Origin of the sequence: Paenibacillus sp. GCM10023252 (genome assembly GCF_042653305.1) — a bacterium.
Taxonomy (GTDB): domain Bacteria; phylum Bacillota; class Bacilli; order Paenibacillales; family Paenibacillaceae; genus Pristimantibacillus.
Map to the genome: position 1 here is coordinate 206355 of NZ_JBHSHW010000008.1, position 20806 is coordinate 227160.

Below are 20806 nucleotides of genomic sequence, written 5' to 3' on the forward strand. Positions count from 1 at the left end.
TCCTTGTTGTATGAACAATCAGCCCTTGACGGCTCCAGCTGTAAGACCCGACTGCACCTTCTCTTGGGCAGCAATATAGACGAGCAGCGGAGGGAGTATAGCAATGACAATCGCGGCCATCAGCGTACCGTAATCGGAGCTGTATTGGCCCTTGAAGGAGATTAATCCGATAGATATCGTCTGGTGCTGCTGCTCCTGGATGAAGATAAGCGGGATGAGCAGATCATTCCAGGACTGCATGAAGACGAAGATGCCCACGGTTGCTAACGCTGGGACGGTGAGCGGAAGCATAACCTTGATGAAGATATCGATAGCAGATGCCCCGTCCATAATCGCCGATTCTTCAAGCGAGGCAGGAATCTGTCCCATGAATCCGTTCAAGATGAATATAGCAAGCGGAAGATTCGTCGTCACGAACAGCATAACGACCACAAGGAGGTTGCTCGTCAGATCAATCTTGGCAATCATATAAGTCAGCGGAATTATCGTCGACTGAATAGGAATCATCAGTCCTATGAGGAAGTAGATGAGCGCTCCGCTCTGGAAGCGGAATGTGAACCGAGCTATGACGTACGCTCCCATTGCCGCTGCTATAAGAGTAACCAATACGGTTGATCCTGACAATACTAGACTATTGGCGAACGCCCTGCCTATGTGAGCCAGGTCCCAAGCCTTAACGTAATTATATAAGTCTAGAGAGGACGGTAGGGAGAACGGAGAGGTGAAGATGTCCTCTGTAGACTTGAACGATGAGACGAGTGGAAAATAAATGGGATATGCAAAAACAATAATGACTAAGAAAAACAGCAGGTAAACAGCGCCTTGCTTGACTGGGTGAGGACGAGTTGCTCCATCGGGTCTCATCATGGTTCCCTCCACAATTAATATTGAAGTACATCCCGCCTCATCAGCTTCAGGCTGAGAACGGTGAGCGTTATACTGAGCAGGAAGATGACGACAGCGATTGCACTGCCCCCGCCGAAGTTATCGTAACGGAACGCCAGGTCATACAGCAGCGTGGTGGGCACATGAGTCTGGCCGTTCGGCCCGCCCTGTGTCATAACGAAGACGACATCGAAGGTCTTGAGCACGGCCGTCACCACAATGATGACACAGATCTTGACACTCTCCCATACGAGCGGCATTACCAGATAGATTGCATTCTGCCACCCGTTCACCCCGTCGATCTTCGAGGCATCTCTAATATCCTCAGGAATTCCCGAGATAGCAGCGAAGAAGACGACCATATGGAAGCCAATTCCGACCCAAGCATTAACCAGAATAATGGAGCACATCGCTGTATTCGGGTCAACTAGCCAGTTCCGGCTAAGCTCTTCAACTCCTATAGCAGATAAGAACATCGTAAGCACGCCGTCATTAGGGTAGAGAATGAAGTACCAGATCATGCTCGTCGCTGTAATAGACACAATCTGTGGCAGGAAGATAATCGTCTTGAACAGCTTGTATCCCCTTATCTTCGTGCTGAGCAGCAGCGCGAATAGGAATCCCAGCGGAATCTGAGTAAGAAGGGTTAAGAGCAGGAAGTAGCCAATGTTCCGCAGTGACGTCCAGAAATGGTCATTATGCAGCAGCTTCTCGTAATTGTTCAGTCCGACGAATTCCATAGCTCCTCCGAGCATAGCTTCCGTACGTGTGAAGGACAGAACGAAGGAAGCAGCGATCGGCAATATGGAGAACAAGGTATAGATAGCAATAGCTGGGAACAGGAATAGAAGGATTACCTTCATGTTGCGCTTGTACGATTCCATTCAATCATTCCTTTGACCTGAAGTATGCCTTAACTGTAACATTAGGAACGACCTTGACTGAATGGATTATCTTACAACTCGCTAGTAAAAAATTACGGAAATGACCTATGCCCTTAGCATCTCTACAATAAAAAACTGCTGACCATCTCTCCAAACTCGGAGGGGGGTCAGCAGTCTATTGTTAATGCCTACTTATAAGCCCGCATCGCTCGGCGAAGCTCCTTAATTGTAGGGCGCTTGCCGTACATGAGGACGCCTGTGCGATAGATCTTCGCCGCAAGCACGCCGCATACATAGATGGCGATGAGCAGCAGGCCAATGGATGTCCATACCTCCCACAACGGCGGATCCGACAGCCCTAATCGGAGCAGCATCACATAGGGAGAGAAGAAGGGAATGAATGACGTCACATGGACGAGCATGCTGTCAGGATTGGACAGAGAGAAGATCGCAATGTAGAAGCCTGCAAGCGAGGTCATCGTTATTGGAATGACCGCCTGGCCTAAGTCTTCTGTCCGGCTCACAATGGAACCGACCGCTGCGAACAGCGTCGCGAATAGGAAGTAGCCTGTCAGGAAGAATACAACCGCATAAGCCAGCAGTCCAGGATCAATCTCGCTTAAGCGAATATCCATATCGGCTAGTATGTCGACGTTCTGAGGCAGCATGACATTAATGACGATCACGATGACATAGATAGCCATCTGTGACAGGCCTACCAGGAACATGCCTAGAATCTTGCCGAACATCTGCTTCAGTGGAGATACGCTTGTAATGAGAATCTCCATGACACGAGAGCTCTTCTCCGCCGTGATCTCCGAGGCAATCATCTGCCCGGTCACCATGATAGCCATGAACAGCATAATAACCATGACATAGATGAGCGCCATATCCATCCCTTGCTGAGCAGCCGTCTTGCCATTGCTGTCCTTGCCACCGGCGGAAGAGGAGATCTGTACGCTATCAACAGCTACTGGCGCGTAGAGCAGTGTCTTCTCTTCTTCGGTCAGACCTGCATTCTTAAGCACCGTATCCGTCTTGATTGCTTGAAGAGCTGTCTTCAGCTTCTGAGCCGTCGAGTTGTCCATGATCTTCTCGGACTTGTAGGTCACAGCCGGGAACTGTCCTTCGTCAGCCGAACCGAAGGTAATATAGCCCTTAATCTCCTCACTCGAGATGCCCTTCTTCATAGCCGCTTCGCTCTCCTCCAGAGTAGCACCGGCCGGGAACTCTACCAGCAACAGCTCAGGCTCTGGCTGCGCTTCATAGTAGGCCTTCAGCTGCAGAGCAAGCGCAGTTCCTGCTGCTTGTTCCCCCTGCTCCGCCGCTGCATACCCGATTCGAGCAGGGCCGTCATCCTTATTGAATAAGGAGAATAAGTAGGGCAGGTTCGCAACGATCGTAATGATAAGAGCAATAATAATGGTCGTAATGACGAATGCCTTCGTCTTGAACTTGTTCCGCAAGGTGAAGCCTACAACCGTCCAGAAGCTGTTCATACCCGCTCACCTACCGATCTAATAAATATCTCGTTCAACGTCGGCTCCATAATCTCGAACCTCTGAATCGTCGATTGATTCATCGCAAGCTGCAGAATGCCTCGGCCAGCTCCTTCATTCTCAACGTGAACCTCGTAGCCGTATTCATGCCGGGTAACCCTTGCCACCCCTGGCAGCTGATCAAGGCCTGACACTTCACTCTCTGTCGACAGGAGAATCCTCTCCTTCGGGAACTGCTTCTTAATGTCCTTAATTCCGCCTTGGAGGACGACGTTGGAACGGTGAAGAATTGTAATGTTCCGACATAGCTCCTCAACATGCTCCATACGGTGAGTAGAGAATAGAATCGAAGTTCCAGAGTCGCGCAGCTCCTTGACGGTAGACTTGAGCAATTCAACATTAACAGGATCCAGACCGCTGAAGGCTTCGTCCATAATGACCAGCTTCGGCTTGTGAATGACCGCGGCGATGAACTGAATCTTCTGCTGATTGCCCTTCGACAATTCCTCTACTCTCTTGCTGTAGTATTCCGGAACCTCGAACCGCTCCAGCCAGTACTTCAAGCTTCCTTCAGCATCCTTCTTCGACATGCCGCGCAGCTGTCCGAGATAGATAAGCTGATCATTCACCTTAATCTTCGGATACAGCCCCCTCTCCTCCGGCAAGTACCCAAGCTGACCAAGCAGTTCCTTCGTGTACGGCTTCCCGTCGTACCTAATCGTGCCGCCATCGGGATAGATGAGTCCAAGTACCATTCTCATCGTCGTTGTCTTCCCTGCACCATTGGCCCCGAGGAGACCATAGATCTCACCCTGTTCAATCTTCAGGCTAATGCCATTCACAGCAGTCTTGTCTCCGAATTGCTTCACTACCTTCTCTACGGCTAGAGTGCTCATCTTCGTATTGCTCCTTCCCGGCTTACAGCCGAACGCTAGTGAGACTTAAGTGATTATGCTCCTATTACATTGAAAAGTACCGCCTATATCGTAAGCATTCGATCTCGCTGGATCATAGCTGCAAGAATGTCATCCAGCTCCATCTTGTGCATACTAACGATTCGAATATGGTGCTCTTCACACCATCTCTCTATCTCTGCAAGCTTAGAAGTCACGACTCGCATCGTGTCCTTGCCTGCTGCTGTCACACCAGATTGTCCAGGCAGCTGCTCTGCTTGCTTCGCATCCAGCCCCTCCCGATAGAGGAACACAACATGCCATGAACTGAAGAGTTCATCCTTCTCATACTGACCAAGCACTCGGCCTTGGGACATGATGACGATGTAGTCCGCGAGTCTTCGGACCTCCTCGACAATATGCGAGGCGATCATAATCGTTCTTCCCTCTCTCTCCATGTAACGGTGCAGAATGTCAATCATCTGCTTCCATGCGAGGGGATCGAGCCCTGAGGAAGGCTCATCGAGCAGGAGCAGCTCAGGAGCATGTGATAAGGCCAGCGCCAGATCGAACTTCCGGCGCATCCCCTTCGACATCCTGCCAAGCTTCATTCCTTCATCAATCTCGAACAGCCGCAGCAGCTCACGATACAGCTTATCATCCCATGCGGGATACCATGCTCTAGTGAAGCTTGCCTTGTCTGAGGCCCGCAGCCTGTCATCTGGGCTCTGTGATTCCTCCGCGAGATAACCGATTCGACGCTTGAGCTCTGTGTCGTCGAACTCTCCTACAGGCGTACCGAGTATGCTCATCTCACCAGCATCCGGCTTCGACTGCCCGAGGAGCAGACGGAAGGTTGAACTCTTCCCGGAGCCGTTAGGTCCAATAATTGCCGTCACATATCCTTGCGGAATGTTCAGATCCAAGGGACCCAGGGAGAATCTCTTCCGATTCTGCTTCACTCCGCGAATCTCAACCGCCCATTCATGATCGTCCATCCTCATCGTCATCTCCCCTCCTTATCCTTAGCGAGCGCTTCCTCGAATAAGGCTCTGAGCTCTTCATCCGTGCACTGCACTCTTCGACCAGCTGTAATCGCCGCTTCCATCGCTTCTGCAACGGAGCTTAACCGCAAGCGGTCACGATCACCTTCAGCAGCCTTAGCCACATAAGTCCCTGTACCCTGACGCGTGCGAAGCAGCCCTTCCGTCTCCAGGTCCTGGTAGACTCGCCTCACAGTAATGACGCTGCACTTCAGCATCTGTGCAAGTTCACGTATCGATGGAAGCAGCGTTCCCTCTGCTACTTGCCCGCTTACAATGAGTGCCCGCAGCTGCACTTCAATCTGATAATATAGAGGCTCTGCGCTCTGTTCATTAATTTGTATCGGCAGCCACACGGCTTCACCCTCTCTGCTAACCAAGTTCATTCATCCGTAGGTCTTAAGATAGATAACTTCTATAATGGAGCCTCCTGCAGATCAACCTGTAGAACAGCAGGAGAACTGCTGCCCCTAGAGCTAATGCTGCTGCTGAGATCCACCATTGCCCTTGTTGGGTGGCTCTCAGTATAGTGATAAGGATGCTCCCCCCTTGCAAGTTAATTACAATTGTCGTTGGAATGAGAATGATGATATAGAGAATACAGGCGATGAAGTAAGTTCTTCCGCTGTAGCCCAGCTCCCAATAGATATAGCTGCTTGACATAGCGACACAGTAGCCGTACCAGAACAAGCTGTAGAGGATGAACTGTCCTATACTCATCATCTCTCGCAGTGACCCGTTAACTACGTACATGAGAGTGAAGAAGCTAACAATCGCAGGCGTTAGAATCAAGAGCAAGACGATGAGTCTTCCAGCTGCAATCTGCTGAAGAGAGATGGGCATCGTACGCAGCTGTGCCAGGCTCTTCGTAATGCCGTCTTCGCTCCATAGGCGGAACATCGTCTTGTTCATCGAGAATCCAAGGCAAGGTAGCACAGTCAGGAAGAAGAAGTCGAACGGGATTGCGGAGAGAGCGGAGACCGAATTCTCAGCTATTTCATTCATGAAGGGAAAGGTAATGAGAGCTAGATATAAGGTGGACAACAATGTGAAAATTAAGCCAACACGACTTACCGCAAGCTCTTGCCTAGCAAGCAGCCATGCACCTTTCCATAAGCTCAAGCAGCTCTCCTCCTTCATCCAGTCATTATACTGTATATATCTTTATACACAGTATAATCACACCTCGCTTCATTGTCAACATCTGTATATTTATTTTCATGAAAAAAAGACTACCTCCCTGCTCCACAAAGAAGCTAAAGAAGTAGTCTTATTACGATGTTCACACGTTACCAGCCGAATATTGCATGGATAACCGGCTTCGTATGCCCGCCCGGATAGAGCAGGTATAACAGGACATAGACAGTTGTTCCCGTAATGGCTGTGAAGAACCAGATGACTGAAGTCACTCTTCCCCACTTGCGATGCTTGGCCAGCTTGTTCTTGAAGCCTAATGTCAGCGTTGTAATGCCGAATACCGCTGCCACTGTAGCTAGTACGATATGGAACAATAAGAAGGCAAGATAATAGGGCTTAAGACTGTCCGGTCCGCCCCATGCCGTGTTCCCTACTAGAATCGTACGAGAAGAATAGATAATGAAGAAGATTAGCGCAGCTGCTGCACCGGCTGTCATCACCTTCTTGTGCGCCTCCAGCTTACGCTGAATGGCGAGCCGCCACCCTATTGCAACCAGAATTGCGCTGATGACGATGAAGGCGGTACTGATCGTCGGCATAATTGTATAGATATCCATAGTTATCCCCACCTGCTTCATATTCGGTGAACTTATTCGACACTTGCTTGCCTGTTATACAGGCTCCGCATTCGGTAGATCATCTTCCCTATGCTCTCTTCTATACCATTGCTTGAAGATAAGGGCCAGCACACAGCCGTACGTGAACTCCTGAACAAGCTTCATCACAATGCCGCCAGTCTGCTGATCATCCGCCGCTCCTAGCAGATTGAAGAAGCTTGGACCGCTGAAGCTCTCGAGCAGACGTGATGGATCACCCGATAGGCAGTAGCCCATCGCTTGAACCCATATCTGAGGATTGCTATAAGTGGCGTACATCGGCTCAGCCGCAAATATAATCAAGGCGCATGCGGGAGTCAGCAGCACTCCGTTCGCGAACACATACGCCATCTTCTTCATATCCGTAAGTCTGTTCCACTCCGGAACGGGACAGATCACTTGCCACCACATCATGAACGACGTAAGCAGCAATACAAGATAATAGAGACTATGAATCCCATAATGAATCATAACATAGTCATGGACTGCAGGAATGTGATAGATCGAGAACAACATATTGAACAGCACTAACGTCATGATTGGATGCATCAGCCAGTTCAGCTTATTCCAGTAGGCCTTGCTGAACAGCTGCTTCCACAGGAAGCCGGGTACTGCGAGCAGAACCAGCGGTGGAACAATGAGATAGGCGATGGACATATTGACCATATGGAACGTGAACATCAGATGCCCTAGCAGCTCCAAGGGACCGCCTTGAACGAGGTAGAACAAGATTGCAGATACGACGAATATCGTCTGCTGACCTCTAGTAGCAGGAGCAGCTGTTGAATCCGTCTTAAGTCTCCATGGGCCAATGAGATAATAATAGAGGATGACGACAGCGGACATCGCGAAGAAGAACATCGGACTCCACAGTTCCACGAAGCTGAAGTATTGTAAGCCTAACATAGGGAACCCCCTTCTAACCTTAATTCAGCAAAAGAAGGCCCCCATACAGGGACCCTCTTCGTGCTGAAATTGTTACGTTTACCACCAAGTCCAATAGAGGGCCATTACGACCATGGTCAGGACTACGAATACTCCGAACAGAATGCCGACGATCGGGAACAGGTGTCCGCGATCCTTCATATGCATCCAGAACGACATCTGGATGAATACTTGCAGGATAGCCATTCCGACAATGAGAATATAGATGAAGGTCTCATTCACTTCACCGGCTGCGACCGTTGCGAAGGCAACGAGCGTCAGCAGGATGGAGAAGATGAATGCAATGATGTGCTTCTGCGGGCCTTCGACCTTATGACGCTTAGTCCGCTCTTCCGCAGCAGAATGATTGCTTGCCATGGATTAGCCCACCTTTCCCATCAAGTACACGACGGTGAAAATGAATACCCATACGACGTCGATGAAATGCCAGTACATCCCGGCAACATATACCTTAGGTGCGGTAACTACGGTCAAGCCCTTGCGAAGGACTTGCCCGATCAAGAGTGAGATCCATACGATACCGAAGGCAACGTGGCCTCCGTGGAAGCCGACCAGTGTGTAGAAGGATGAACTGAATGCACTAGTCGTGAATCCATGTCCTTCATGCACATAGTGGTAGAATTCATAAATCTCAAGGCCTAGGAACGCAAGGCCAAGAATAACGGTAATGATAAGCCAGTTCACCATCGCCTTCACCTGATTCTTGTGAAGGGCCTGTATCGCGAATACACTCGTCAAGCTTGAGGTTAGCAGCAGCATCGTAGCTACGGCAACGAGTCCGAGTGAGAATAGCTCATGTGGTGACGGATTGCCGTCTCCTACTTGATGGCGAAGTGCCAGGTAAGCGGAGAACAGCGTACCGAACAATACGGTCTCGCCGCCAAGGAACAGCCAGAAGCCTAATACCTTATTACGTCCCTCAAGGGTCGCTTTTTCCGGCTCATGAGGCAATTGACCATCTACATGTGAATGTGCGCTCATGCTTTTACCCCCTTGTCGTGCAGTTCATCCGGTTCAATATGGAAGCCGTGGTCATCCTTCAGCGAGCGGATTACCATACAGCCGAAGGTAATGAGCAAGCCTGCGCCAGCGACCCAGTATCCGAGATCCGAAGCGTACATGAATCCGAAGCCCGCAATGAACAGACCAAGAGACATGAAGAACGGAAGGATTGAAGGTGATGGCATATGAATCGGACCAAGCGGTTCAGCCGGTGTCATTGCTTTATTTCCGTCCATTTTTTCCTTCCAATACGCATCATAGCTGCGAACAAGCGGCGTCTGAGCGAAGTTATACTCAGGTGCTGGGGATGGAATCGTCCACTCCAGCGTACGGCCGTCTTCCCAAGGATCATTGCCTGCATCCTTCGGCTTGAACGCGGTAACGATGATGTTGATGATGAAGAAGATCGTACCGAAGCCCATTAAGAAGGCGCCGACTGTTGAGATCAGGTTCATCTCGTTGAAGCCTAGTCCATCCAGGTAGGTCCAGATCCGGCGAGGCATACCCATCAGACCAAGGAAGTGCTGGATGAAGAACGTGAGATGGAAGCCGATGAAGAACGTCCAGAATGTAAGCTTACCAAGCGTCTCGTTCAGCATACGTCCGAACATCTTCGGCCACCAGTAATGAAGGCCGGAGAAGATACCAAGCACAAGTCCGCCAACGATAACGTAGTGGAAGTGAGCTACGACGAAGTAGGAATCATGATACTGGAAGTCAGCCGGAGCTGCTGCCAGCATGACGCCTGTTACGCCGCCCATTACGAAGGTAGGAATGAAGCCTACCGCGAACAGGTTAGCGGTTGTATAGCGAATCGATCCGCCCCACATCGTGAAGATCCAGTTGAAGATCTTAATACCGGTAGGTACCGCAATCAGCATCGTCGCGATGGAGAATAGTGCGTTCGCTACTGGACCAAGTCCAGTTGTGAACATATGGTGAGCCCATACCATGAAGCCTAGGAATCCGATCAGTACCGTAGCGAATACCATCGAGCTGTAACCGAATAGACGCTTACGGGAGAAGGTACTTATTACCTCGGAAATAACGCCGAAGGCCGGTAAGATCAGGATGTACACCTCAGGATGCCCGAAGATCCAGAAGATATGCTCCCACAGAACGGAGTTCCCGCCGTTGGTCGGGTTGAAGAAGTTGGCTTGGAAGAGCCTGTCGAACATTAGGGCGACCAGACCGACCGTCAGCGCAGGGAAGGCGAACAAGATCAGCGCTGAAGTGATGAAGATCGTCCAGGTGAACATAGGCATACGCATGAAGCTCATACCTGGTGCACGCATGTTGATGATGGTAACGAGGAAGTTAATCCCCCCGACTAGTGTTCCGATACCTGCAATCTGAAGACCGAGAACATAATAGTCAACGCCATGTCCAGAGCTGTAGGTTGAACCGGCTAGCGGTACATATGAGGTCCAGCCTGCATCTGGTGCTCCTCCTGCGAACCAGGAGATGTTAAGCAGCAATCCCCCGAACAGGAACGTCCAGAAGCCTAGAGCATTAACGAATGGGAAGGCAACGTCGCGCGCTCCTATCTGAAGAGGAACGATAGCGTTCATTAAGGCGAACAAGAGCGGCATCGCTGCAAGGAAGATCATCGTCGTACCATGCATCGTGAGCAGCTCATTGTAAGTATCCGCGCTAACGAAGTCATTCAGCGGCTTCCATAGCTGAACGCGAATCAAGATAGCTTCCAGACCGCCGATCAGGAAGAAGAATCCGCCGGCAATCATATAGAGGATGCCGATTTTCTTATGGTCAACCGTTGTCAGCCAGTCCATCAGACCGCTGTAACGCTTGACCGTGTGTCCGTGAGCCAAGGTTGGTACCTCCTTCAATTACCGATGTATTTATTGTTCGAAATCGACCTTAAGCTCTGAGAGGTACTTGGCAATGCCGTCCAGCTCTTGCTTCGTCAATTCAATCTTGCCCATTCCGTTGCCCGGCTTGATCTCATCCGGATTCTCAATCCAACGGTGAAGGTTCTCATAGACTGTTCCTTCATTACTATACTTCTTATCATCGGTATTGATGAGAATACCGCCTACGCTCTCACGGCTGCCGATACCGGTAAGGTTCGGATAAGCGAATCCGCCTTGATCACCTACTGCGTGACAAGTTAGACACTTCTTGACGAAGGCTTCCTTCACCGCAGGATCGCTCGGCAAGGCTACCGGCTCTTGAATAGCCGCTGTCCAACGGTCGAATGAGGACTCGTCCACTGCCTTCACCTTGAAGTCCATCAAGCCATGAGATGGTCCGCATAGCTCGGCGCACTTGCCCAAGTATACGCCTTCCTTAGGAGCAGAGAAGTAGATTGCGTTGGCATTGCTGCCAGCATTGGAGTCTGTCTTGCCCGCTAGTGACGGTATCCAGAAGGAGTGCTTCACGTCAGCTGACTTCGTAATGACAGAGATCGTCTTGCCGGTAGGGATAATCAGTTCTTGTGCCGTCTTAATTCCGAGCTGTGGATATTCGAACTCCCACCAGTATTGGTGCGAAGTTGCTATAACTTGAACCGCGTTAGGGTCCTTTGTTTTGTCCTCGGCAAGGCTGAATACCGATTGAACGGTAGGTACGCCTAGAATGACAAGCAGGATGACCGGAATGACCGTCCATATGATCTCCAGCTTGTGATTCCCTTCAACTTGCTTCGGAATCGTGTTGTCTCCCTTGCGTCTGCGGAATTTGATGATGACATACAATGAAATCGCAAATACGACGACAATCACGCCCAGCATGATTGAGATAGAGAGCTTCATTAGATCAAATTGACTTTGCGCGACTGGCCCTTGAGGATCTAGTGTTGACAGGTCACTGCGACCGCATGCCGACAATAGCAATACCATAATGGCCAGAAGCGGCGTAAGCCGTTTCACAAACTGCCACCGATTCATCATTAATCAACCCCACTTTTGACGTTTTCGCAGATGCCTATGTATCGCGTGGCTAGCGACATTCTGCGTGTTCTACAGATGTTATTCCATTCTACAGCTTAAGCACTTTATTAAATATAAAGTTGAAGCCCCTATTTGTCAATGTTCCACAGAGAGTTCACAAATTGTTCTCAAACCTGTCAAAATCGCGCTATTTCAAGGCTTTTCGGCTCTTGCCAAGCGACAAATTCACGGTTCTCTATCCTACATTGTGCACCAATTCCATGGTCAATTATGTATGCTCCTGCACAAGTATATTTCCCCCCTACTTACAGAAGCTAAGTGCAGTACGTTAGGATGGAGGTCAGGATGATGGACAAACGACTGGCAGGTGGTATGCTGTGCCTGTTGCTGCTGCTCGGTTCAATCGGCTGCAACTATAAGCAATTCGTCCAGAGCAGCGATGCGGATTACGGGTCTAAGCATGGTACCGATCCGAAGATGCTTGGCAGCAAGATGTACGGAAGCGCAACCGGCAATCCTCATCAGCATGACAATCACTTTTTTGAATACAGCTCCATGCTCTCTCGTCAAGTGACCGCTCTTAATGGCGTAGCGAGCGCAACCGTCATGCTCACGGACAAGAACGCTTATGTCGGCATCATGCTCGATTGGACTTCTGTTGGAACTAGGAAGACAGGCGGAGCGGATACGAAGGAGCAGGACAACGGCGGGATGGAAGAAGGCGTGTATAATAACACAACCGGCTCACCGTATTGGGATAATCGCAAGCTCGTCACTCCTTACAATTCCTACTTCTCGGTGAATGACCACAATCAGCTGTCGAGCGAGCTTAAGCAGACGATTGCCGTCCGCATTCGCAAGCTGGCTCCTATGGTGCAGGAAGTGCATATCTCCGCCAACATGGACTTCGTGAACGAGATGACGGAATTCGCCAAGGAAGCCTGGCTCGGGCATTCCCTAACGCCTTGGGTGGATGACTTCAATACGCTTGTGAAGTATCAATTCGACGGTGGAGTTGAGATGCCCGTCCCTCTCCAGATCAGACAACAGCAGCTTCACGATCAGGAGATCATTCGCACCGAATAAATCGCTTCTATTATATAGTCTCTCATTGAAGCTCTAATGCGCTGCCCTCATGGCTTGCGGATTAGAGCTTGAACCTTAGCCGATGCTTCTTCATACGCTCTCTTCTCCGTATCCGAACGTGCATAAGTCTCCATGAGCTTAAGCTCTTCACCGCAGCGATGAAGGATGGCGCTCACCTTATCCTTATAGTTGCCAGGAGGCTGATGCGAGACATGGAACCCCTGCCTGGCGATAATTGACAGCTCCCCGCCAGCAGTCACTTGGCCGATGAATACCTGCTCAAGCGGTATAGCTTGTCGACGAAGCTCTCGCATTACCCAATCCCGGTCGTATCCGCTCTCTTCTAATGACTCCTTAATCAACTGACCGTCCATGATTATGGTGGTGGGAACCGCCTCACTCATCATACTGCGGCCTAACAAGGAAGGGGTTAAGGTCTGATGCTCCCTCTTCATCATCAAGGTAATCTGTCCACTCGACTCCATCGCTGCGAATTCAACATCGGCAACCTTGAACACGTCCTTCTTGCGAAGCTGCTCAAGGAATTCGTCTATCGTAAGCTTCTCCTTGCGCAGATTGTCCGACAGTATACGGCCATTGTTAATGAGCACTCTGCCCTTGCCGTCGATGAAGTCTCGGATTCGCTTGCTTCTCATCGTGGCGATCTCCGCCCCGAAGGAGACTGTGGTCCACACAACGAGGGAGACAACCCCCAGGTACCACGAGCTGTCCATATCCAGCGATACATAGGAGGCCAAGTTGCCCAGCGTTATTCCTGTAATATATTCGAATAAGGACAACTGCGAGATCTGTCTCTTGCCGAGCACCTTAGTAATGGCGAACAAGATAACCATGGAGCTCAACGTTCTTAGCGTTACCTCAAGCCAATCTGGCATGCTCATCGCCTCCTCCAATGCCTATAATCTCCATCTCCGCTATGGATCATTCACACAAGGTCATGCTGACTCGCTATTCCGAAGTCTCATCCTATTTTTGCGATGAACTTGCATATTCAGACATCATGATATATAATATAATTTATGTGTTATATTTAACCCCTAATTGAATGCTGATCTCAGGTATAATCCTTCCAAGAGCAGATCACATTTACCCCTTGCTAGAATTCAATATTTACCCTCGAATTTTGAATTTCTTTTCTGTTAATTTTCCCAACCATGTTACGTGCATAGAATTCTGATTCACACTGGCGCGGTCATCGGAGCCGCAAGGACGGAAGAGAGGCAGGGCTTTCGTTGTGTTAGAGAATGCAAGGTTCAACTATCATTAGAATTAACATTACTACTTGTTAACAAGGGGTTATTACAGCGCTCTTCCTGATGCATAGAGTGCTCGGTTAAATATACATTACACAACAACGGCACCCCTAAGGGGTGCCGTTATCCATATGTACAGTGCTATCATCTGCTACCTTGTAGCAAGGCGAGTACCTCCGGCAGCTCCGGCAAGGCGGTGATGCCCCCTCGCTTAAGCGTCGTCAGTGCGCCTGCCGCATTAGCGAAGCGTGCGAACTCACCAAGCTGCTCGCCCGTTAATTCATTCACCCTTAGACCCGATTCCAGTATCTGATAGAGCATACTGCCCATGAACGAATCGCCGGCGCCAGTCGTGTCTATGGCCTTCACAGTGAAGCCAGGAACTGCAATGATCTGCTCTCCCCGTCTTACCAAGCAGCCTTCCGGACCGAGTGTGACACAGATGACTTGCGTACCGTACTCCTCTGCAATTCGTCTCGAGCCTTCCTCCATATCAGATGTGCCTGTCAGGAACTCTACTTCTTCCTCGGAGATCTTCACCAGATCAGCAAGCCTGAGCGCTTGAATAATGGCAGCTCTTGCCTCATCAAGACTTCTCCACAGCGGCGGGCGAAGATTAGGATCATAGGAGATGAGAGCCCCATGCTCCTTCGCATACTCAGCTGCTCTAATCGTTGCCTCTGCCGCTGGATTGCTCGTCATCGAGACGGAGCCGAAGTGGAATACCGCCGTCTGCGCCAAGCGCCTCAGTTCAATCTCCTCGAAGCGAAGCATCTGATCCGCGCTATGCTTGCGGTAGAAGCTGAAGGAGCGGTCCCCCTCATCATTCAGATGCACGAAGGCCAAGGTCGTTGGATACTCATCCGTGACTATGAGTCCTGCTGTATCCACTGCTTGCTGCTCTAGTGTCTCCTTCAGGAATCTTCCGAACTCGTCATCCCCTACCTTACCAAGGAATGAAGCTTGACGGCCAAGCTTGGCTACAGCCGCAGCAACATTGGCCGGGGCGCCGCCAGGGTTGCGCTCCAGCAGCACACCTCCCTCCGGCGTTCGTCCAGCCGGCGTGAAGTCAATCAATAACTCTCCTAATGCCGTTACATCCATACGTTGAATGACCACCTTTGCTATCGAGAGATCTCCTAACTCAATCCCTACTATTATACATGCCCTATGCGGATATGGCTTGCTTCAGATAACCTCAGTTGATAGAATGAGGACGTTACCAGAGTACACGGAGAATAACACTTATAGAAGGAGCTGAACGAACGATGAGAATGATGCCTCTTAGACAACATAATATTGAAGCTAGCCGACTCGTGCTAGGCTGTATGGGACTTGGCGGAGGATGGGATGAGAGCCCGATTACAGCTGACCATCTGAAGCAAGGAAGGGAAGTCGTTGATGCCGCGCTGTCCATCGGCATCAATATGTTCGACCATGCCGATATCTATACTAGAGGCAAGGCTGAGAAGGTATTCGGACAGGTGCTGAAGGATTCACCTGGGCTGCGGGAGCAGATGATTATTCAATCCAAGTGCGGCATTAAGTTCGCAGATGGACAAGGCTTGCCAGGACGCTTCGACTTCTCACGGGAACACATCTTAACGAGCGTAGATGGAATTCTCGAACGACTTGGTATCGAATACTTAGATATTCTGCTTCTTCACCGCCCAGATGCCCTAATGGAGGCGGAAGAGGTTGGAGATGCCATTCAGCTCCTGAAGTCGTCCGGTAAGGTAAGAGCCTTCGGTGTATCCAACATGTCCGAGGGACAGATCAGACTGCTGCAGGCTTACAGCAGTGAACCGTTCATTGTGAATCAGCTCGAGATGAGCCTTGAGAAGATTGGGTTCCTGGAGAATGGCGTGCATGTGAATCAGCTTGCTGCTCGGGATAATGTTTTTCCCGAGGGGACGCTTGAGTATTGTCAGCTTAATGGCATTCAGATTCAAGCATGGAGTCCGCTGGCAAGAGGAATCTATTCGGGTCGAGATGTGTCCGAGCACAAGGAATCTGTTCAAGCGACAGCGAAGCTGGTTCAGCACTATGCGGCAGAGAAGAGTACGACCGCTGAAGCGATCGTCCTTGCCTGGTTGATGAAGCACCCCGCACAGATTCAGCCTGTCATCGGTACGGCGAATCCCGATCGTATTCAGGCTTGTGCAGATGCTGAGAAGGTCGTCCTGACGCGCGATGAGTGGTACACTCTCTATGTCAGTTCAAGAGGCGTGCCTCTGCCTTAACTATATCGAATGAACCAAGAGGGTTGTGCCGATGCGGCGCAGCCCTTCCTGTTGTTCTCACTACCCGTGTGTACACTCCTCGCTCCTATCCAGCTGCCGGCAGCTCAATGACGAAGGTTGTCCCTCTGCCAGGAGCGGATTGAAGGGTAATTCGGCCTCCATGCGCTTCCATGATGCGGTAGCAGATCGACAATCCCAGTCCGAGACCATCGTCCTTCGTTGAGTAGAATGGGGTGAACACCTCTCTGCACTGCTTCTCGGTCATGCCGCATCCAGTATCTCGAACCAGCAGCCTGGCCATTCTGCGCTCCACGTCCACTTCAGCCATGATTCGAATAGAGCCTCCACCCGCCATAGCATCCATTGCATTCTGTAATAAGTTAATCAATACCTGCTTAATCTGTCCCTCGTCTGCATGCAGCCAGACCGGAACCCTTGCAGGTTCATACGTCAGTACGGTATTCATCAGCTTGGCTTGGCAGCTCATGAACGATATCGTATCCTCAGCCAGCTGACCCAGCTCGAACAGACGTCTCTCGGGAGAACTAGGCTTAGCCATCAGAACGAATTCCGAGACCAAGCGGTTCAGGCTGTGCAGTTCACTCTGAATAAGCGACAGGTAACGTGAATCCCGGCCTTCCTTCATGTTCTGCTCTTGCAAGAGCTGCATGAAGCCTATGATAACCGTGAGCGGATTACGTATCTCGTGAGCAAGTCCAGCAGCAAGCTTCCCTACGGCTGAGAGCTTCTCATAGGTCATAATCTGCCGCTCGAGGTTATGCCTCTCAGTCATGTCTCTCGCTTGGAGATAAGCTCCTACGATCCATCCCGATTCATTCCGGATGGGAATAGAATCAATCAGACAAGTAAGACGGGTGTCTTCATGCAGCGTGAACGTTCGCTCTACATGCTCGAAGCTTGTCCCGTGCTTAAGTGAATCTCCCAAGTAAGAGGCCAGTTCCGGCAAGCAAGTATAGGATTCACCTATAAGCTCATCAATTCGCCGGTTAACCATGCCTGCAGCAGATGCGTTGCATTCCATAATCACTCCAGCCTGATCAGTGACGATGATACCGCTGTTCACGGACTGGAGGATGAGATGGTGCAGCAGATATTGCTCTCTATTCTGCCTTCTCAGCAGCAGCTCACGCTCGATCGCTTCAGCCATATTGATAAGCAGAGTCAGTGCGAATGGGCTATGATGCTCCATCGTCGTCATGATCGCTATCGCCCCAGACAAGGCCGGACGCTGTTCCGTATAGGAGAAAGGAACACTATAACAGACGTTGTGTACTAACGGCTTATGATAATGCTGCGGCCCGACAAGCTGCACCGGCAGCCCAATGGCTAGAGAGAGGGAGATCGCATTGGTACCCATTACCGCTTCGGTGAATTGAATGCCGATATCAACCCCGGAATCTCGCATAGCTCTCGTCAGCTGTTCATCACCGAATCGCTCTAGGATGAACTCTTCATTATCTATTAGAGTGAGCAGTATAGGCGTCCCTTCCATAGATTGAATTACCTTATTGCCGCAAGACTGCATGACTTGGATGAACTCTTCGAACTTCTTCCGGCGTTCGGTTAGTTCCGTCTGCAGTAATCGTCGCTCTGGCAGCGGGAGTCTATCATCTCTCATCCCCGCCTCCCTGCACCGCCTGTTAGAAGCTTGAATTGCTTCTGTTACCGGCTTCAATAGCCTCAACTCCATATAGGTTATGATGTCCCTGCTATAATAATAGGAATAGTATAGCTGATTCACTCATAGGAAGGAACCCCGTCTGGTACAAGACGGGGTTCCTTCCTTGCTATGGATGAGATCCATTCATTATTCGTTCGGACAGCCGCTCGCCATATGGCCGGACTTGCTCACCTTCGTATCCAAGTACTTCGCATTATACTCCGAGCGGTCGCCCCATAGTGGAATTCGCCCAGATACATTAAGCCCGGAATCCCGAAGCGCATCCAGCTTCCTCGGATTATTCGTAATTAAGGTGACAGGCTTCTGGCGAAGCGTCTTAAGGACGCGGATCGCATCTGCATAACTGCGTGAATCATCAGAGAATCCGAGCTTCACATTCGCTTCAACGGTATCGTATCCCTTCTCCTGAAGCAGATAGGCCATCGCCTTGCTGAACAGCCCGATCCCTCGTCCTTCATGGTTCGCTAGATAGAACAGCGCACCTGTTCCATGATTCACAATCATACGCATCGATTGATGGAGCTGATAGCCGCAATCACAGCGGCGAGAACCGAATATATCGCCTGTATGACAGATGCTGTGCATACGGATCAAGGCTTCGTCTCCATGCTCGAAGTCTCCGTAGACGAGTACGCTCGACTGCTGCATCTCGGCGAGATTCTGACTGGAGAGCTTCGCAACTATTCGGTCTATATCTTCCGTCGCTTCTTGGCATTCCAACCAGCAATACCAATGGAAGAAGGCCGTCTCATCCCCAAGCTCTACAGGCAGGAGGATAGGTCCTACCAGGTAGAGCGCGCATTCATCCGTCTTAATGAACTCAATCTTATCGTCCAGTATGGACCGCACTTGTTCGTTCATCCGGGTCTCCTTGTCAGGTGAGGCAAGATACTGGATAGTATGTCTGACCCGAATGTCTTCTATTCCACTATGCTAGGTCAACGTGCTTGCTGACTATGTTAGTTCATCGGAGAACATGGTCATGTATTCCCACGGTGCTCATACGAGGACCCAATCCTCACCTCGATCGTGTGAAGAGGTGCGAAGGACACCTCTCACAAGCCTGCTCTCCGAGTGCTCATTACCTCTCTTCAGACCACTCCAGCACCAGCACCCAGTCGTCACCTCTGCCGCTGGAAGGAGGAGTGAATGATATACCCGACTCGGCGCTGTCCTTCCTCTCCACTTGCCAATCAGATGAATGTTCGCCGCTGCGCGGATTGTACCACGACGCCTGAAGCTGAACCTCCGGCAACAGCGTCGTATTCACCTGGGCGGGCAGTCCGTTAGGACAGTAGAGGAGAGCGTAGCCATCCCCACGGGTAGCCGCAATATAGTTGCTGCCTGTGTAGTTGTCCAGGATTAGCTCTTGGCTAGGCACACGGCTATAGAAGTCCTTGGAGAGCAGCAGCGTCTTCAGGTGCTTCATCTGATTGGCAGCTGGCCGGTCTAACGCATCCTTCCAGGTCACAATGAAGTAATCCTTCGGTTCAGTCGTCATCGACCAGATGGAGTGATGACCATATGTATGGCCGAACGCCCCTGCGAATACCGCATAATAGGCAGCCGTTCGTACATCTGCCGAATCGAAGTAGCCAAGAGCTGGATTGAAGCCAATCGGATGATCCTCGTAGCAAGGCTCGCCGTCAAGGGTGGGCTTGATTGGTGTACGTGCATAGTCGGCCTCCACCTTCGTGTAGTTGTCTCTTACCCCGGCTCCATGCCCGCTCTGAATCATATTGAAGTCAAGCCAGTCTTCTTCATGGACATGCTGAGAGGAGGACTGACCGCCCATCGGATGGAAGGTGATGAGATGCTCTCCCCCATCCCCTTCCTTAATGCCTTGAGCCATTCCATGAATAATCTCGAAGTGTTCCCGGGTATGCAGCGGCCGGTCGCCGCCTAGCACCCAGATGATGTTGCTGCGATCACGGTACCTCGCCCCAATCCACTGTCCGAATACTCTCGCATTGTCCGGGGTGAAGATGACAGGACCTTCCCCCCACATCCTGTTAATCTTGTCTCCCCATGTTGGCAGCAAGGCCATATAGAGCCCCAGTTCAGCAGCCTTGTCGATAATGAAGTCCATATGTGCCCAATACGAATAGTCGCCGCTCACATCAGGCTGAGCAGGATCGTTCAGTCCTGCCTCATTGTGGAGCAGAGGCTTGCGCCCATAGGCATTTCCCTTCGTCAGTCCTTCTACCTCAGCCAGCCCGACGGCTTGAATAACATTGAAGCCCTGTTCAGCACGACTCTCCAGATACAGAGCAGCTTCCTCGCGGCTAAGCTTGTGGAACAGCTCCCAGGCCGTATCACCAAGCCAGAAGAATGGAGCCCCGTCCTCGGTCATTAGAAATCTGTTGTTAGCGCTTACCTTCAATGCTTGCACAACAATCCTCCTCTCTCGCACGTCCCCTCACACAGTCTATCTTCGTCTGAACGGAACGTACTGTCTAAGAATAATAGTTCTCTACGTATAGGTATACTAGAAAATCGCGAATTTGTATACCTATTGTATACAATTATTAGTGGCTCGAGGCTAAGGGCTGGCGCTTCGAACTCTCACCGAAAGAGCCTTAAACATTCCTGTATACGCTAATATTTCGGCTTAGACAAAAACAGGAGCGCCTCGTATGATGGGG

At 50.6% G+C, this 20806-nt stretch carries 20 protein-coding genes; 2 read left to right on the forward strand and 18 right to left on the reverse strand.

The features are described from left to right. Nucleotides 1–18: 18 nt before the first annotated feature. From ACFO9Q_RS05835 to coxB, 13 genes are all read right to left on the reverse strand, one after another. Nucleotides 19–867: a carbohydrate ABC transporter permease gene (locus ACFO9Q_RS05835; RefSeq protein WP_379179659.1), complete on the reverse strand. Its 849-nt coding sequence runs from the start codon at nt 865–867 to the stop codon at nt 19–21. Nucleotides 868–881: 14 nt separating this feature from the next. Further along, complete coding sequence (locus ACFO9Q_RS05840) at nt 882–1769, reverse strand: carbohydrate ABC transporter permease (protein WP_379179661.1); 888 nt, start codon at nt 1767–1769, stop codon at nt 882–884. A 188-nt stretch (nt 1770–1957) separates the two neighbouring features. Beyond that, on the reverse strand, nt 1958–3268 hold the full coding sequence (locus ACFO9Q_RS05845; RefSeq protein WP_379179663.1) for an ABC transporter permease: 1311 nt from the start codon (nt 3266–3268) through the stop codon (nt 1958–1960). Next, nucleotides 3265–4164: an ABC transporter ATP-binding protein gene (locus ACFO9Q_RS05850; RefSeq protein ID WP_379179665.1), complete on the reverse strand. Its 900-nt coding sequence runs from the start codon at nt 4162–4164 to the stop codon at nt 3265–3267. Before ACFO9Q_RS05850 ends, ACFO9Q_RS05845 begins: the two co-directional genes overlap by 4 nt. Before the next feature lie 83 nt (nt 4165–4247). After that, on the reverse strand, nt 4248–5165 hold the full coding sequence (locus tag ACFO9Q_RS05855; protein ID WP_379179667.1) for an ABC transporter ATP-binding protein: 918 nt from the start codon (nt 5163–5165) through the stop codon (nt 4248–4250). A 2-nt stretch (nt 5166–5167) separates the two neighbouring features. Further along, nucleotides 5168–5560: a GntR family transcriptional regulator gene (locus tag ACFO9Q_RS05860; RefSeq protein ID WP_379179703.1), complete on the reverse strand. Its 393-nt coding sequence runs from the start codon at nt 5558–5560 to the stop codon at nt 5168–5170. 43 nt (nt 5561–5603) lie between these two features. Then, nucleotides 5604–6326 (reverse strand): hypothetical protein, encoded by a 723-nt coding sequence (locus tag ACFO9Q_RS05865; protein ID WP_379179669.1) that lies wholly within the window; start codon nt 6324–6326, stop codon nt 5604–5606. Between the two features lie 167 nt (nt 6327–6493). Next, nucleotides 6494–6958 (reverse strand): DUF420 domain-containing protein, encoded by a 465-nt coding sequence (locus tag ACFO9Q_RS05870; protein ID WP_379179671.1) that lies wholly within the window; start codon nt 6956–6958, stop codon nt 6494–6496. A 54-nt stretch (nt 6959–7012) separates the two neighbouring features. Continuing rightward, on the reverse strand, nt 7013–7903 hold the full coding sequence (ctaG, locus tag ACFO9Q_RS05875; RefSeq protein ID WP_379179673.1) for a cytochrome c oxidase assembly factor CtaG: 891 nt from the start codon (nt 7901–7903) through the stop codon (nt 7013–7015). A gap of 78 nt (nt 7904–7981) precedes the next feature. Further along, the gene (locus ACFO9Q_RS05880; protein WP_379179675.1) at nt 7982–8299 is read right to left on the reverse strand and encodes a cytochrome C oxidase subunit IV family protein; all 318 of its coding nucleotides are present in this window, start codon (nt 8297–8299) and stop codon (nt 7982–7984) included. 3 nt (nt 8300–8302) lie between these two features. Further along, nucleotides 8303–8923: a cytochrome (ubi)quinol oxidase subunit III gene (locus ACFO9Q_RS05885; protein ID WP_379179677.1), complete on the reverse strand. Its 621-nt coding sequence runs from the start codon at nt 8921–8923 to the stop codon at nt 8303–8305. Next, the gene (gene ctaD / locus ACFO9Q_RS05890; RefSeq protein WP_379179705.1) at nt 8920–10737 is read right to left on the reverse strand and encodes a cytochrome c oxidase subunit I; all 1818 of its coding nucleotides are present in this window, start codon (nt 10735–10737) and stop codon (nt 8920–8922) included. The genes ACFO9Q_RS05885 and ctaD overlap by 4 nt, the downstream gene beginning before the upstream one ends. A gap of 69 nt (nt 10738–10806) precedes the next feature. Then, nucleotides 10807–11856, reverse strand: a complete 1050-nt coding sequence (gene coxB / locus ACFO9Q_RS05895) for a cytochrome c oxidase subunit II (RefSeq protein ID WP_379179679.1) — start codon at nt 11854–11856, stop codon at nt 10807–10809. A 345-nt stretch (nt 11857–12201) separates the two neighbouring features. On the opposite strand from coxB, the gene ACFO9Q_RS05900 reads away from it, so the two are divergent. Next, nucleotides 12202–12942, forward strand: coding sequence for a hypothetical protein (locus ACFO9Q_RS05900; protein WP_379179681.1), 741 nt, complete (start codon nt 12202–12204; stop codon nt 12940–12942). A gap of 47 nt (nt 12943–12989) precedes the next feature. Here the strand turns inward: ACFO9Q_RS05900 and ACFO9Q_RS05905 are convergent, their stop codons facing one another. Together ACFO9Q_RS05905 and ACFO9Q_RS05910 are read right to left on the reverse strand one after the other, a co-directional pair. Beyond that, nucleotides 12990–13838, reverse strand: coding sequence for a DUF421 domain-containing protein (locus ACFO9Q_RS05905; RefSeq protein ID WP_379179683.1), 849 nt, complete (start codon nt 13836–13838; stop codon nt 12990–12992). A 522-nt stretch (nt 13839–14360) separates the two neighbouring features. Then, nucleotides 14361–15320, reverse strand: a complete 960-nt coding sequence (locus ACFO9Q_RS05910) for a carbohydrate kinase family protein (RefSeq protein ID WP_379179685.1) — start codon at nt 15318–15320, stop codon at nt 14361–14363. A 164-nt stretch (nt 15321–15484) separates the two neighbouring features. On the opposite strand from ACFO9Q_RS05910, the gene ACFO9Q_RS05915 reads away from it, so the two are divergent. Beyond that, the gene (locus ACFO9Q_RS05915) at nt 15485–16459 is read left to right on the forward strand and encodes an aldo/keto reductase (protein ID WP_379179687.1); all 975 of its coding nucleotides are present in this window, start codon (nt 15485–15487) and stop codon (nt 16457–16459) included. 85 nt (nt 16460–16544) lie between these two features. Here ACFO9Q_RS05915 and ACFO9Q_RS05920 read toward each other — a convergent pair whose 3' ends face one another. From ACFO9Q_RS05920 to ACFO9Q_RS05930, 3 genes are all read right to left on the reverse strand, one after another. Next, on the reverse strand, nt 16545–18098 hold the full coding sequence (locus tag ACFO9Q_RS05920) for an ATP-binding protein (protein WP_379179689.1): 1554 nt from the start codon (nt 18096–18098) through the stop codon (nt 16545–16547). A 189-nt stretch (nt 18099–18287) separates the two neighbouring features. Further along, on the reverse strand, nt 18288–19022 hold the full coding sequence (locus ACFO9Q_RS05925; protein ID WP_379179691.1) for a GTP cyclohydrolase II: 735 nt from the start codon (nt 19020–19022) through the stop codon (nt 18288–18290). Between the two features lie 220 nt (nt 19023–19242). Next, a complete protein-coding gene (locus ACFO9Q_RS05930; RefSeq protein WP_379179693.1) occupies nt 19243–20553 on the reverse strand; it encodes a glycoside hydrolase family 140 protein in 1311 nt (436 codons plus the stop codon). Nucleotides 20554–20806 lie beyond the last annotated feature (253 nt).